Origin of the sequence: Micromonospora sp. DT63, from assembly GCF_049841615.1 — a bacterium.
GTDB lineage: Bacteria > Actinomycetota > Actinomycetes > Mycobacteriales > Micromonosporaceae > Micromonospora.
Genome location: NZ_JBNCKQ010000007.1, coordinates 146893 through 160004, shown reverse-complemented (window position 1 = coordinate 160004; position 13112 = coordinate 146893). Strand labels below are relative to the sequence as shown.

General features: G+C 73.5%; 14 protein-coding genes. 4 read left to right on the top strand and 10 right to left on the bottom strand.

What is annotated here, in order from left to right; translation table 11 throughout:
• Together arsB and ACLQ27_RS24735 are read right to left on the bottom strand one after the other, a co-directional pair.
• The coding region (gene arsB, locus ACLQ27_RS24740; protein ID WP_425868869.1) for an ACR3 family arsenite efflux transporter at window positions 1–827 on the bottom strand (827 nt) is incomplete at its 3' end.
• Entirely contained in the window at window positions 824–1207 is a 384-nt protein-coding gene (locus tag ACLQ27_RS24735) for an ArsR/SmtB family transcription factor (protein ID WP_425868867.1), read from the bottom strand. The genes arsB and ACLQ27_RS24735, both read right to left, overlap by 4 nt.
• 97 nt (window positions 1208–1304) lie before the next feature.
• On the opposite strand from ACLQ27_RS24735, the gene ACLQ27_RS24730 reads away from it, so the two are divergent.
• Entirely contained in the window at window positions 1305–1802 is a 498-nt protein-coding gene (locus ACLQ27_RS24730; protein ID WP_425868865.1) for a GNAT family N-acetyltransferase, read from the top strand.
• A 14-nt stretch (window positions 1803–1816) separates the two neighbouring features.
• Window positions 1817–3223, top strand: a complete 1407-nt coding sequence (locus tag ACLQ27_RS24725) for an FAD-dependent oxidoreductase (protein ID WP_425868863.1) — start codon at window positions 1817–1819, stop codon at window positions 3221–3223.
• A gap of 48 nt (window positions 3224–3271) precedes the next feature.
• Here the strand turns inward: ACLQ27_RS24725 and ACLQ27_RS24720 are convergent, their stop codons facing one another.
• The 6 genes from ACLQ27_RS24720 to ACLQ27_RS24695 form a co-directional block, all read right to left on the bottom strand.
• A complete protein-coding gene (locus tag ACLQ27_RS24720) occupies window positions 3272–3625 on the bottom strand; it encodes a TraR/DksA family transcriptional regulator (protein ID WP_357574899.1) in 354 nt (117 codons plus the stop codon).
• Between the two features lie 38 nt (window positions 3626–3663).
• Window positions 3664–4869, bottom strand: a complete 1206-nt coding sequence (locus ACLQ27_RS24715; protein WP_357489740.1) for a ferritin-like domain-containing protein — start codon at window positions 4867–4869, stop codon at window positions 3664–3666.
• The gene (locus ACLQ27_RS24710; RefSeq protein WP_357489742.1) at window positions 4866–5711 is read right to left on the bottom strand and encodes a phosphate/phosphite/phosphonate ABC transporter substrate-binding protein; all 846 of its coding nucleotides are present in this window, start codon (window positions 5709–5711) and stop codon (window positions 4866–4868) included. The genes ACLQ27_RS24715 and ACLQ27_RS24710 overlap by 4 nt, the downstream gene beginning before the upstream one ends.
• Window positions 5711–6880, bottom strand: coding sequence for an acyl-CoA dehydrogenase family protein (locus tag ACLQ27_RS24705; protein ID WP_357489744.1), 1170 nt, complete (start codon window positions 6878–6880; stop codon window positions 5711–5713). The genes ACLQ27_RS24710 and ACLQ27_RS24705 overlap by 1 nt, the downstream gene beginning before the upstream one ends.
• Before the next feature lie 78 nt (window positions 6881–6958).
• The gene (locus ACLQ27_RS24700; RefSeq protein WP_357489746.1) at window positions 6959–7906 is read right to left on the bottom strand and encodes an ion transporter; all 948 of its coding nucleotides are present in this window, start codon (window positions 7904–7906) and stop codon (window positions 6959–6961) included.
• Window positions 7907–8118: 212 nt separating this feature from the next.
• Complete coding sequence (locus tag ACLQ27_RS24695; RefSeq protein ID WP_425868859.1) at window positions 8119–8976, bottom strand: SDR family oxidoreductase; 858 nt, start codon at window positions 8974–8976, stop codon at window positions 8119–8121.
• Between the two features lie 87 nt (window positions 8977–9063).
• Between ACLQ27_RS24695 and ACLQ27_RS24690 the strand changes: the two genes are divergently transcribed.
• Entirely contained in the window at window positions 9064–9459 is a 396-nt protein-coding gene (locus ACLQ27_RS24690; RefSeq protein WP_234583933.1) for a winged helix-turn-helix transcriptional regulator, read from the top strand.
• On the opposite strand, the gene ACLQ27_RS24685 is transcribed toward ACLQ27_RS24690, so the two are convergent.
• Window positions 9456–10406, bottom strand: a complete 951-nt coding sequence (locus ACLQ27_RS24685; protein ID WP_425868856.1) for a DMT family transporter — start codon at window positions 10404–10406, stop codon at window positions 9456–9458. The two genes, ACLQ27_RS24690 and ACLQ27_RS24685, sit on opposite strands and share 4 nt — an antisense overlap.
• Between ACLQ27_RS24685 and ACLQ27_RS24680 the strand changes: the two genes are divergently transcribed.
• A complete protein-coding gene (locus ACLQ27_RS24680) occupies window positions 10405–11793 on the top strand; it encodes a PLP-dependent aminotransferase family protein (RefSeq protein ID WP_425868854.1) in 1389 nt (462 codons plus the stop codon). The two genes, ACLQ27_RS24685 and ACLQ27_RS24680, sit on opposite strands and share 2 nt — an antisense overlap.
• 133 nt (window positions 11794–11926) lie before the next feature.
• Here the strand turns inward: ACLQ27_RS24680 and ACLQ27_RS24675 are convergent, their stop codons facing one another.
• Complete coding sequence (locus tag ACLQ27_RS24675; RefSeq protein ID WP_357489756.1) at window positions 11927–12889, bottom strand: AraC family transcriptional regulator; 963 nt, start codon at window positions 12887–12889, stop codon at window positions 11927–11929.
• Window positions 12890–13112: the final 223 nt, after the last annotated feature.

Genomic DNA, 13112 nt, shown 5'->3' with positions numbered 1-13112 from the left:
ACGTACACCAGCAGCGGCAGGGCGATGCGGGCGACGTCGAACGGTCGGCCGATGATGGCGTCGCCCTGCAGGGCGAACAGGACCACGATGGTGAACAGCAGCCCGTACAGGGCGGCGGGGCCGATGCGGGGCAGGAGGCGGGACTCGTACCACTCGCGGCCCCTGGCGCGCTCGCCGAGGCGGCGGCTGAGGTAGCCGGCCAGCAGTGGGATGCCGAGGAAGATGAGCACGTTGCGGGCGATCTCCCAGGCCGAGACGCGCAACTCGGCGCCCGGCAACCCGAGCCACCCGGGCAGCACCGACAGGTAGAACCAGCCGAGCAGGCCGAAGGCGACGACCTGGAAGACGGAGTTGAGCGCGACCAGGACCGCCGCGGCCTCGCGGTCGCCGCACGCGAGGTCGTTCCAGATGATGACCATGGCGATGCAGCGGGCCAGGCCCACGATGATCAGACCGGTGCGGTACGCGGGCTGGTCGGCCAGGAACACCCAGGCCAGGGCGAACATCACGGCCGGGCCGACCAGCCAGTTGAGGACCAGCGACGAGATCAGCAGGCGGCGGTCGCCGGTCACGGTGCCGAGCCGGTCGTAGCGGACCCTCGCCAGCACCGGATACATCATGACCAGCAGGCCGATCGCGATCGGCAGGGAGATCCCGCCGACCGCCACCGCGTCCAGCGCGTCGTCGAGCCCGGGGATCAGACGGCCGAGCAGCAGACCGACGGCCATGGCCAGCCCGATCCAGACCGGCAGGAACCGGTCGAGTCGGGAAAGGCGACCGACGACGGCGCTCGTGGCCGGGTCGCTCTGGCGGGTGACGGTGCTCACGAGCACTCCGACCGGGCGGCGGGAGCGGGGCCTGCCCCGGTCGGGACGACGGTGAGCAGCGCGGCGAGTTGGTGCAGGACCGCCGGCCGGGCGCGGTAGTAGACCCAGGTGCCGCGACGGTCGGCGTCGACGAGCCCGGCCTCGCGCAGCGTCCTCAGGTGGTGCGAGATGGTCGGGCCGGTCAGGTCGAACGCGGGGGTCAGGTCGCAGACGCAGATCTCGCCGCCCTCGGCGGAGGCGATCATCGACAGCAGCTGCAGGCGGACCGGGTCGCCGAGGGCCTTGAACGCGGGGGCGAGCGTGGCGGCGGTCTCGGCCGGCACACGTCGTTCGGACAGGGGCGGACAGCACAATCCGTCCACGGCCGCTTGTTTCGACATTCGTCTAGGTTGACAGACATCTAATCAGCGTGCAACTGTCTGATTCGACAGACGTCGAGACAGTCTCTCATCGTCCGAGCCGGAACGGAGCACGCCGATGGCCGACCCGACCACGCGCCCGATGACCGCCAGCGACGCCGACCGCGTCCTGACGATCTACCAGGCGGGCCTCGACGGCGGTGACGCCAGCTTCGAGACCACCGCGCCGACCTGGGCGGCGTTCGACGCCACCCGGCTGACCGCGCACCGCTTCGTGGCCGTGGACGACGGTGACGCCCTCCTCGGCTGGGTCGCGGTCACACCGACATCGAGCCGCCCGGTCTACGCCGGCGTGGTCGAGCACTCCGTCTACGTCGACCCGGCCGCCCAGGGGCGCGGGGTCGGCCGGCTGTTGCTCGACGCGCTGATCACCTCGACCGAGGCCGCCGGCATCTGGACCATCCAGTCCGGCATCTTCCCGGAGAACGCCGGCAGCCTGGCCCTGCACCGTCGGGCCGGGTTCCGCGTCATCGGCGTCCGGGAGCGGATCGGCCGCCACCACGACCGCTGGCGCGACGTGGTCCTGCTGGAACGCCGCAGCCCCACCATCACCTGACAAGGAGTCACCCGATGAACGCTCTGGACAGCCTTCCCGTCGTGGTCGTCGGCGCCGGCCCGACCGGCCTCGCCGCCGCCGCCCACCTGCACGAACGCGGCCTGCCCTTCGTCGTCCTGGAAGCCGGCGACACCCCGGGCGCCGCCGTCGCCCGATGGGGACACGTGCGGGTCTTCTCGCCCTGGCGCTACAACATCGACCCGGCCGCCCGCCGGATCCTCGACGACGCCGGCTGGATCGCCCCCGACCCGGAGGCCCTACCGACCGGCGCCGAGCTGGTCCGCGCGTACCTCCAGCCGCTCGCGGAGCTGCCCCAGCTCAAGCCGCACGTCCGCTACGGCGCCCGGGTGCAGGCGATCAGCCGCCTCGGCCTCGACCGGCTGCGCACCGCCGGCCGCGACACCACGCCGTTCCTGGTCCGCCTCGCCGACGGGGAGGAGCTGCTGGCCCGCGCCGTGCTCGACGCCTCCGGCACCTGGGACACCCCGAACGTCCTCGGCGCGTCCGGCCTGCCCGCCCGGGGGGAGGCCGACGCCGCCGCGTACCTCGAACACGCCCTGCCCGACGTGCTCGGCGCCGACCGGGACCGCTTCGCCGGCCGGCACACGCTCGTCGTGGGCGCCGGTCACTCCGCCGCGAACACCCTGCTGTCCCTGGCGGAACTGGCCGCCACCGAGCCCGGCACCGAGGTGACCTGGGCGATCCGCACCACCTCGCCCGCGCGCACGTACGGTGGCGGGGACGCCGACGCCCTGCCGGCGCGTGGCGCTCTCGGCGCGCGGCTGCGGCAGCACGTCGACGCGGGCCGGGTCCGGCTGCTCACCGGCTTCTGGGTGCACGCCCTCACACCTGCCGACGGACGCGTCCGGGTGGTCGTCCGGCACGCCGACGGCGGCGAGGAGTTGGTGCTCGTGGACCGTGTCGTCGCGGCCACCGGTTTCCGCCCGGACCACTCGATCACCGCCGAGCTGCGGCTGGACCTCGACCCGGTGCTGGGCGCGACCCGCGCGCTCGCCCCACTGATCGACCCGAACGAGCACTCCTGCGGCACCGTGCCTCCGCACGGCATCGACGAGCTCACCCACCCGGAGGTCGGCTACCACGCCGTCGGCATGAAGTCCTACGGTCGGGCGCCGACGTTCCTCATGGCCACCGGCTATGAGCAGGTCCGCTCGGTAGTCGCCGCTCTGGCCGGAGACTGGGCCGCCGCCCGGGACGTCCAGCTCGACCTGCCCGAGACCGGCGTGTGCAACAGCAACGCCGCCGACTCGGTCAGCGGCGACAGCTGCTGCGGCCCGACGCCGGTCGTCGAGCCGGCCCGACGCGGGCTGGCCACCGGCGTCTCCGGCGGGCTGCTCAGCCTCGTCGCCGTCGACACCGCGTCCGTCGAGGGCCAGGCCGGCGGCTGCTGCGCCAGCTGACGTCCCCGTGGCGGCGCCGTCCGCCGGCCCCCGGGCCCGTGGGCGCCGTCACCGTCGGCTGGCGCAGGCCACGCAGGTACGCGCCGACGGGCGGGCGGCGAGCCGCTCGGCGGGAATCGGGCGCCGGCATCGTTCGCAGATGCCGTAGCTGCCGTCGTCGACGCGGCTCACCGCCTCGTCCAGTTCGGCCAGGCGTCGACGTGTCGCGTCCAGGACGGCGCTGAGCTGTGCCCGTTCGAACGCGATGGTGCTGCCCTCGGGGTCGTGCTCGTCGTCGGCGTTCGACGACCGGGACGCCTCGAACAGGCTCCGCAGGTCGCCCTCCAGCGCGACGGCCTCCGCGGCGGTCTCGTCGCGTCGCCGCAGGAGATCCGCCCGGAGCGCGCGGGATTCGGTGTCCATGGCGGTTCCACGCTACGCCCGGTGTCGTGCGCCGGGGTCTACATGAAGTTGCGGGTGTGCAGGGCGGAGAGCGCGGCCGCCTCGTCCGGCCGGAAACCCAGCCGGACGAGGCGGCGCTGGCGGCCCTGGTCCATCACCTGTTGCAGAGCACGGACGTGGTCGAAGCCGGCGGCCACGTCCTCGGGGTCCCACCCGCCCGCCGCGAGCACCACCAGCGCGTCGAAGACGTCCGCGTTCAGGCCCGCGGTGTCGGCCAACGCGTCGTGACGACGGTGGATCGCGGCACGGAGTCGGTCCCGCAGCAGTGGGTCGACAGTCGCCTGGTGCTCCAGGTGGGCCATGCCGAACACCACGTGCCGGCGCTCGTCCTGCATCGCCAACCAGCAGATCCGGCGGGTCACCGGATCGGGAGCGTGCCGCACCAGGAACCCCAGCAGGTCGACGAAGCTGCCCTCACCGAGCACCGAGAGCAGGAACGACGCGAGGGCGAAATCGGACTCGGCGACGAGCGTGAAGAGCGACTGCCGGCCACCCGCCGAGGACGTGCCCAACTCCGCGCCGCGCAGCAGCGCCCGCCGGCTGAAGACCTCCATGTGCCGGGCCTCGTCGGCCACCTGCACCGCGAGGAGCTGCATCACCTCCCGAAAGTGCGGGTGGATGCGACCGATGAACCGGGCCGGTACGACGAGAGCCGCCTGCTCGTTCTCGACCAGGTAGGTCATGATCTGCACCACCGCGGCCTCGACATCCGGTGGCAGCGCGAACGTGTCGTCCCACGGCACCGCCGTCTGCGGGTCCCACTGCCGTGCGGCGGCCTGCGCGTACAGCGCGGGGGCGATGTCGGCCCACACCAGATCGCGGTCGTCCAGGTCGAAGCGGGCCTCGGGTCCGCCGGCCTCCAGCAGCGCGCCACGGGCACCGAGGCCCCAGCGGGGCGGTGGACGACTGCTCAGCGCCGACGGCAGGGCAGGCCCGGCCCGCTCGGCACCGAACCAGCGGTCGTCGTCGGCGGCGCCCCGGACGACCACCGCCACCAGGCGACTCCGGTCGGCCGGATCGGGCCATTCGACCCGGTGACCCCGGCTCCGGCACCACGCCGGCAGGTGCACGCCCAACGCGGCATCGGTGCCGGAGACCGCCACCCGGGCGCCGGGTGGCAACCCGGCCAGGGCGCGCTGCACCAACAGGTGCGCGCCACTGCCGAAGCCGAGGCCGCCCAGATCGATCTCGACGTCGGCGGTCACGGCCGGTAGTCCGCGGCGGTCACCCGCCCGTCGGCGGCGTAGAACCCACTCGCGTCGACCGCCTCGGCGAGGGCGTCGTACCCCGTCGTACGGCCGTCCTGCCAGGCCGTCAGGCCCTCCAGGTCCAGCAGCGGGCGGACCTGCGGATCGGCGTACGACATGCCGCGCAGCAGCGTGCCGAAGAGCTGGACCCCGTCGGACGCCGGCTCGCGTACCGTCATGTTGCAGTGGTCGTACCGACCGGTCTGCGCGACGATCCGGGTGCCCTCGGGTGGCAGCGTGCCCTCCTGGACGAACATCAGGTGGTTGGCGTCGATCATGCAGGCGGCGTCGACCTCCCCGGCCGCGAGGGCGCGGGCGGCGTCACGTTCGCCTCCGACGTGGTCACCGTGCAGCCCGACGCCGACGTCGAACCGGCGCACGTCGACAGGGACTCCGGCCGCGGCGAGGTGGCCGAGCGGGATCAGCGTGGCCTGCGGACTGTCCACCGCGCCGGTGGCCACCACCCTCCCGGCGAGATCCTCGACCCGGTGTACCGGCGAGTCGGCGCGCACCACCACGACCGAGGTGAGGTCCCGGTCGGTGTCGCGCATCGTGAGCGCCTGCACGGAGCCGCCCCGGGCCGTCGCCAACCGCTCGGCCCGCAGCCACGCGAGCGGGGAGTTCCAGGCCGCGTCGATGCGGCCGGCGACGAGGTCCTCGACCTGTCGCTCGTAGTGCGAGTAGAGAACGAAGTCGAAATCCAGGCCGTGACCGCGCAACCAGCCGCGAAAGCCCTCCCAGATGGTGACGACCTTGGGGTCGTACGCGACCGCGCCCATCAGTACCGACGGCGCCGCCATCAGCGGTTGGCCTCGTCGAGCAGCGGCAGGCCGGTGGCGACGCGGCCCACGAAGTCGTGCAGAGCGTCAGTGGTCGGTGCCATCACCCGGGCGGCCCGCGAGTCGCGGAACCGGCGCTCCAGGCCCAGCTCCTTGCGAAAGGCGCTGCCACCGCAGAGCCGCATCGCGCCGTCGGTGACGTCCGCGACCGTCTCGCCCGCCAGGGCCTTGACCTGCAACACGCGCAGCGTCGCGTCGTCGCGGCCGGTCTCCACCGCGGTGAGGGTGTCACCGAGGAAGGCGCGCAGGGCGTCCGTGCGGATCTTCAACTGGGCGAAGTCGCGTCGGGCGACGGGGGCGTCCCGAAGCGCCGCGCCGGTGTGCGTGAGCGTGGTGCCGGTGAGGTGCCGGGCCGCCTCGGCGACCGCGCTGTCGGCGAGGCCGAGACAGAACGCCGAGTTGAGCACCAGGAACCAGGGGAGTACGGCGCCGAGCGCGGTGTCCAGGCCGGTGCCGTCGGTGCCCAGCATCGCGTCGGCGGGGACCACCACGCCCTCGGCCGTCATCGGCCGGGAGCCGTTGCCGCGAAGGCCCAGCCCGTCGAAGTCACCGGCGACGCGGAGCCCGGCGCTGTCGGCGGGCACGAGCCACAGCGTCATCGGCCCGGCCCCCGACGCCAGCGGGAGGCTCGACCAGACGTAGCTGTCGGCCTCGCCCGCCGAGGTGACCCAGCTCTTGCGGGCGTCGAGTCGCACCGTGTCCGCACCGGACGCCGTCGCCGAGCCGGTGGGCGACCAGAAGTGGCTGCGGGAACCGAACTCGGAGAACGCCAACGTGGTCAGGTGACGCCCGTCGGCGATGGCTGTGCGCACCTCGTGCGGGCCGTGCGCCTCGATGACGGCGGTCGCCGCGTAGTGCATCAGCACCACCATCGCGGTGGACCCGCACTCGGCGGCCAGCCGTTCGATGACGTCGGCGACCGCGCGCATGCCCTGGCCGCCGCCACCGACCTCGGGCGAGCAGGCCAGGCCGAGCAGACCCGCCGCGGCGAGGGCGTCGACGCCCTCGCGGGGGAAGGCGCCGTCCCGGTCGACGGCCTCCGCCCGTGGGCGGATCACGTCGTCGATCACGGCGCCGAGTGTGGTCAGGACGTCGGCGCGGGACTGGACATTGTCGACGCTTGCCGTCATGGAGATGCCCCTTCAGTCGGCCCCCGGGACGAGCATCGAGACTAGCCGATCCCGGTGCCACCGAGTGTCAACGACGGATCACCGCTTGGAGCGGACGTCCTCCCGGTGCGGTCGGCCGTGCGCGTCCTCCCGGTCGATCCGCAACTCCCGTTCCAACTCGGCGATGACCGCCCGCAGGTCGTCCAGCCGCTGGGTGAGCGCGATGCGGTCCACCTCGTCGGGTACGCCGTCGCCGTCGGAGTCGTAGCCGGGGGCCAACCGCTCGGTCATCTCCAGGCGGCGGGCCTCCTCCATCGAGTTGACGATGACCGCGATGAGGATGTTGAGCAGCAGGTTGACGGTGATCACCACGTAGCTGACGTAGTAGAGCAGCGTCCACGGCGAGATGGCCAGGCCCTGCTCGATGAGGTCCGGCAGTGTCTCCAACGAGAGCAGCACGAACAACGTCAGCAGCGAGCGGCCGATGTCGCCGTACTCGTCCGGGTACCGGTCGCCGAAGATCAGCCAGCCGGCCATCCCGTACACGTAGAGCGTCACCACGGCCAGGGCGAGGAACCCGCCGACGCCGGGCAGGCTGCGCCACAGCGCGGACACGATGGTCCGCAGGCCCGGCGAGAACCGCACCAGCCGGACCATCCGGGCGACCCGCACCACGCGCAGCAGCGCCGAGTCGCCGTGCAGGCCCGGAACGAAGATGGCCGCGATCACGACGAAGTCGAAGACGTTCCAGCCGTACCGGAAGAAGTCCTGCGGACGTCGGCCGTAGGCCGCCAGCCGGATGCCGATCTCGACGACGAAGACCGCGCGGAAGATCGCCTCCAGGGCGTGCAGCGCCGCGGTCGCGGGGACCAGACCGTCGTACGTCTCCAGCCCGAGGACGATCCCGTTGGCGAGGATGACGACGACGATGCCGATCTCGAAGGGCCGGGACCGGGCGACCCGTGCGCAGACGTCGGTCAGCGCGGGCCGGTTGCGCGCCGTTGTGGACGGTGGGCGTCGCTGCGCCGGCGCGGGCGAGCCGCTCATCCGGCTGCCGATCGGTCGGCGCGCGTGGGAGCCGTCGCGTGGGTCCCCCTCCGGTCGTCGTGGAGGCGGCGCGGAGGCATGTCACCACCCTAGCCAAGATCACGGAAGGTGGGGCGGTCCCGAGGTGGCCCCGACCGGTCCCGCTTCGCCGGCCGTGCGCCGGGCGGGCGACGGGGCCGTACGCCGTTGCCCGCCCGCGGATCCGGGATCCCTCAGGCTCGCGCGGCCCGGATGGCGTCGCGCAGCGGGGTGCTCGGCCGGCCGATCAACCGGCTGAGGTCGTCGCTGTCGGTGGCCAGTTCGCCGATGGCGATCGAGTGGTCGAGGGCGGCGACGAAGCCGGCGGTGCCGGCGTCGAGCCCGACGTTCTCCAGCGCCGACGCCAGCTCGGCGGCCGACAGGTCGCGGTGCACGACGGTGGTGCCGGTCACCTCGGTGACGGCGTCGGCGAGCTCGTCGAAGGTGAACGCCGTGCCGCCCAGTTCGTAGACGGCGTTGCCCTCCTCGTCCCGGGTCAGCGCCGCCACGGCGGCGGCCGCGTAGTCGGCCCGGGTCGCGGCGGAGACCTTGCTGCCACCGGTGGCGCCGAGGATGGTGCCGCTCTGCAGGTACTGCGGCAGCTGATCGGTGTAGTTCTCGGTGTACCAGCCGTTGCGCAGCACGGTGTACGGCAGGCCCGACGCGGCCAGGACCTCCTCGGTGGCCTTGTGCTCCGGTGCGAGCGGGTTCGTGGTCGTGTCGGCCTTCAGGATGCTGGTGTAGACCACGCGCCCGATTCCGGCGAGTCTGGCGGCCTCGATGACCGCGGTGTGCTGGGCGGTCCGCTGCCCGGGGGCGTTGCCGGAGATGAGCAGCAGGCGGCGCGCGCCGGCCACGGCGCCGGGCAGCGTCGACGGGTCGTCGTAGTCGGCCCGGCGGATCTCGACCCCGCGCCCGGCCAGGTCGGCGGCCTTCTCCGGGTTGCGGACGATCGCGGCGATCTCGGTGGCGGGCACGCCGGCGCCGAGCAGGTGCTCGATCACCAGGCGGCCCAGCCGGCCGGTGGCGCCGGTGACGGCATACGTGGGCATGGGGACCTCCGATTGGCGGTGACGAAACGTAAGCACTTACGAATCTACAGCACAAGCTCTCGGGTAAGCGTCGGGTAAGCTGGTGAGATGAGCGGCATGCCGGCCCGGGACCCGGCGGGGCCTACCCAGGAACTCGTCAGCGATGTCTTCGCGCGCGGCTGCACGTCCCGCGCCGCCTTCGAGAGCGTCACCTCGAAATGGGCCTCGCTCGCCCTGCTCGCGCTCGGTGAGGGCAGTTACCGGTTCAACGCGCTGCGGCGGCGCATCGACGGGGTCAGCGAGCGGATGCTCTCCCAGACCCTGCAGACTCTCGAACGCGACGGCATGCTCACCCGCGAGGTGCTCACCGCGATCCCGCCGCGCGTCGAATACTCGCTGACCCCGCTCGGCGCCCGGGTCGCCGATCAGTTGCGCGGCCTCGCGGACCTCCTGGAGGCCTCGGTGCCCGAGGTGCAGGCCGCCCGCGAGCGCGACCAGGGCTAGACCGGGCCCGGCCGTGCCCGTCGTGCGGCGAGCTCCGATCGCCGGGTGCGTTGGACCAAGACGACGCACGCCAGCACCACCACCGCCGCCGCTACCGAGGCGGGGGTGACGCTCTCGCCGAGCAGGAGTGCCGACCACCCCAGCGTGAGCACCGGCTGCGCGAGCTGGACCTGACCGACCTGCGCGATGCCGCCCCGGGCCAGACCCGCGTACCAGGCGAAGAAGCCCAGAAACATCGAGACGACTGTGAGGTAGCCGAACGCCGACCAGCCGAGGGCGTCGGCGTGCGGCCGGTCGGCCACGGCGGCGAGGAGTGTGACGGGCACGGTGACGGGCAGCGCGAGCAGCAACGCCCAGCAGATCGTCCGCGCGCCGCCCAGTTCGCGGGCGAGCGCGCCACCCTCGGCGTAGCCCAGTCCGCAGAGCACGACCGCGGTGAGCAGGAACAGGTCGGGCAGGGCGAGCGTGCCGGTCACCTCGCCACCGGCACCGAGAAAGGCCAGCACCGCCAGCAGGCCGCCGATGCTGGCGACCCAGAACAGCGGCGGCGGGCGTTCACCGGCACGCAGCACCGCGAACACGGCCGTCATCGCGGGCAGTGCGGCGATGACTACCGCGCCGTGCGCGGAGGTCTGGGTGCGAAGCGCCAGCGAGGTGAACAACGGAAAGCCCACGACGACGCCGAGGGCGACCACCGCCAGCCGCCGCCACTGACCGCGAGAGGGCCGGGGTGCGCCGGTGAGACGCAGGTACGCCCAGGCCAGCAGCCCCGCGCCGACCGCCCGGCCGAACGCGACGAACCAGGGGTCGAGGTGATGCTGGACGGCGACGCGGGTCGCGGGCAGCGAGAGGCTGAACCCGAGCACACCCAGCGCGCCGAGGGTGAGGCCGCCGGCCCGGCCCGCTGTTACCGCGCCGGCGATAGTAGCGCTACTGTTGTCTCTCATGGAGAACGGTAACGCAGCCGATCGCGTTATCCAAGATCTACGCGGGCTGGTCGCTGCCGCCGGCCCCGGCGCCCGCCTGCCCTCCGTACGCGAGCTGACCGCCCGGCACCAGGCCTCTCCGGTCACCGTCGCCGAGGCGATCCGGCGGTTGGTGGCCGAAGGGCTGATCGAGGCGCGGCCCGGCAGGGGCACCTTCGTGGCCGCCCCGCCGGACGAGCGACGCGTGCCCGACCTGTCCTGGCAGACCGTCGCACTCGGCCCCCGCCCGTCCGGTGAGGACGAGATGCAGGCGCTGCTGGCGCTACCGCGAGCCGGCGCGATTCCGCTGTCCGGCGGCTATCTGGACTCGGAACTTCAACCCGCCGCCGCGTTGGGTGCCGCTCTCACCCGAGCCGCCCGCCAGCCCGCGACCTGGCAGCGTGGACCGGTCGAGGGGCGCGAGGACCTGCGCGCCTGGTTCGCCCGCGAGGCCGGGTCCGGGCTGCGGGCCGAGGACATGGTGATCTGCCCCGGTGGGCAGGCCGCGCTGTCGTCGGCGTTGCGGGCGCTCACCGCCCCCGGCGACGTCCTGCTCGTCGAGTCCCCGACCTATCTGGGCGCGCTGGCCGTGGCCCGGGCCGCCGGACTCCGGGTGCTGCCCGTGCCGGCGGACGCCGACGGGGTCCGTCCCGATCACCTCGCCGCCGCGTTCGCCCGCACCGGCGCGCGGCTCTTCTACTGCCAGCCGCTGTACGCCAACCCGCACGGCGCGACACTGGCGGCTCACCGCCGGGCGCAGGTCGCCGACGCGGTACGCGACGCCGGAGCGTTCCTGATCGAGGACGACTACGCCCGCGACCTCACCATCGACGGTCCGGCCCCACCGCCGCTGGCCGCCGACGACCCCGACGGGCACGTCATCTACCTGCGCTCGTTGACCAAGTCCACAGCGCCCGGGCTGCGCGTCGCAGCGATCGGCGCACGCGGACCAGCCGGCGCCCGGCTGCGCGCGGCCCGGCTGCTCGACGACTTCTACGTCGCCGGCCCCCTGCAACAGGCGGCGCTGGAGTTCCTCACCTCCCCGGCGTGGCCGCGGCACCGACGGGCTCTGGCCACGGCGCTCGGGACCCGGCGGGCGGCGTTGGTGGCCGCGCTGCGGCGGCACCTTCCCGACCTGTGTCCGCAGTCGATCCCGCGCGGTGGTCTGCACCTCTGGGTCCGCCTGCGCGGCGGCGCCGACGACGTGGCGCTGGCCGCCGCCGCTGCCGCCGAGGGCGTCATCGTCTTTCCGGGTCGTCCGTGGTACGCCGCCGAACCCTCGGCGCCGCACCTGCGCCTCACCTACGCCGCCGCGGCGCCCGAGCTGATGGACGAGGCCGTCCGCCGCCTCGCCCGGGCCCTGCGCTGAACGGGCGCCGCTCTGGTTGGTGTCCGGAACGCGGATCGTGGTCATCTCGGCGGGACAGCTCGCGAGGGTGGGCCGGCCTGGCGACGAAGGGCGATCAACTCGTCGTGCGGCAACTGTGGCGCCAGGGGCCGCCTCAGGCGCGGAGCGTCTCGCGGGGCGGCACGCCGTAGCTGGCGTGGTACCGGGCGGTGAACCTGCTGTGGTTGGCGAACCCCCAGCGACTCGCGATGGCCGACACGGTCTCCCGGCGGGGATCGGCCCGGACCAGGTCGTGGTGGGCCCGGTCGAGCCGGATCCTGCGCAGGTACGCCATCGGGGTGGTGCCGAGATGGCGGCGGAAGGCGAGTTGCACCGCGCGCTGCGAGACGGCGGCGGCGCCGGCGATGTCGGCGGCGCTGATGTCCCGGTCGGCGTTCTCCTCCATGAAGGCGACGGCGCGGCGCAGGGTGGCGGTGCTGGCGTCGCGGCGGTCCTCGGTGGTCTCGTCCGTGAACGCCGTGTTGGGGAAGATCGCGAGCGCCGCCGCGGCGAGCATCCGTGCGGCGTTGCCGATCACCAACGGCTGGGCGCTGCCGCTCGGGATGCCCGCCACGACGTCGATGACGTAACTGGTGGTGCGGTGCCACTGCCGGGCGAGCGGCGCGGTGACGCCGCCGAGGTCGGTGAAGCGGATCTGGCCGGGTCTTCGGGCCGTGGCGGCGGTCGCCACCTGTGTCAACACACCGAGGTCCAGGACGCAGAGTTCCACCTCGCCGGGTTCCCACCGCAGGTGCAGCGGCTGACCGGGACGGGTGACCAGAAAGGCGTCGCCGGGGCCGAACCGGTGGGCCGAACCCCCGCAGGCGCGGCTGACCATTGCCGTGCGGGTGCGGCAGACGATCAGCCCGTCCATGTCGCCCACCTGGATGTCGAGATGAGCGCTCTGCCCGGTCCTGGCGAGGGCGAACGGCCCGGCGTCCACGCGTCGGTGCACGAGGTGGTATCCGGCCTCGCCGGCACGGATCCGCAGGTCCGGGGTGTACGTGCTGGCCAGGAATCGGTGGATGGCCGCCGGGTCGCGGCTGTCGAATCCTCGGGTCTGCACTGGTGACGTCATCCGCTGTCTCCGTCCGGGAGGGAACCGCCGGGTGAGGACCAGGGCCGGCGGTGTGGTCAGGACGTGTCTGGGCGCACGGGCCGATGGTCGGCTCGTTGCTGACCGGTGGTTCGGCGGTGGCGGCGGTCTCCTCGGGGTCACCGGCGATCGGGTGACCAGAGGAGGATCCCAGTGGACATCGGGTGTCGAGGCAGGGACGGGTGGCGACCGGTCGAGCGTTGTC

Bases quoted from the DNA above. Each gene is read 5' to 3' on its own strand.
- ACLQ27_RS24735 (WP_425868867.1), bottom strand. From the start codon at position 1,207: ATGTCGAAACAAGCGGCCGTGGACGGATTGTGCTGTCCGCCCCTGTCC.
- ACLQ27_RS24730 (WP_425868865.1), top strand. From the start codon at position 1,305: ATGGCCGACCCGACCACGCGCCCGATGACCGCCAGCGACGCCGACCGC.
- ACLQ27_RS24725 (WP_425868863.1), top strand. From the start codon at position 1,817: ATGAACGCTCTGGACAGCCTTCCCGTCGTGGTCGTCGGCGCCGGCCCG.
- ACLQ27_RS24720 (WP_357574899.1), bottom strand. From the start codon at position 3,625: ATGGACACCGAATCCCGCGCGCTCCGGGCGGATCTCCTGCGGCGACGC.
- ACLQ27_RS24710 (WP_357489742.1), bottom strand. From the start codon at position 5,711: ATGGCGGCGCCGTCGGTACTGATGGGCGCGGTCGCGTACGACCCCAAG.
- ACLQ27_RS24705 (WP_357489744.1), bottom strand. From the start codon at position 6,880: ATGACGGCAAGCGTCGACAATGTCCAGTCCCGCGCCGACGTCCTGACC.
- ACLQ27_RS24700 (WP_357489746.1), bottom strand. From the start codon at position 7,906: ATGAGCGGCTCGCCCGCGCCGGCGCAGCGACGCCCACCGTCCACAACG.
- ACLQ27_RS24695 (WP_425868859.1), bottom strand. From the start codon at position 8,976: ATGCCCACGTATGCCGTCACCGGCGCCACCGGCCGGCTGGGCCGCCTG.
- ACLQ27_RS24690 (WP_234583933.1), top strand. From the start codon at position 9,064: ATGAGCGGCATGCCGGCCCGGGACCCGGCGGGGCCTACCCAGGAACTC.
- ACLQ27_RS24680 (WP_425868854.1), top strand. From the start codon at position 10,405: ATGGAGAACGGTAACGCAGCCGATCGCGTTATCCAAGATCTACGCGGG.
- ACLQ27_RS24685 (WP_425868856.1), bottom strand. From the start codon at position 10,406: ATGAGAGACAACAGTAGCGCTACTATCGCCGGCGCGGTAACAGCGGGC.
- ACLQ27_RS24675 (WP_357489756.1), bottom strand. From the start codon at position 12,889: ATGACGTCACCAGTGCAGACCCGAGGATTCGACAGCCGCGACCCGGCG.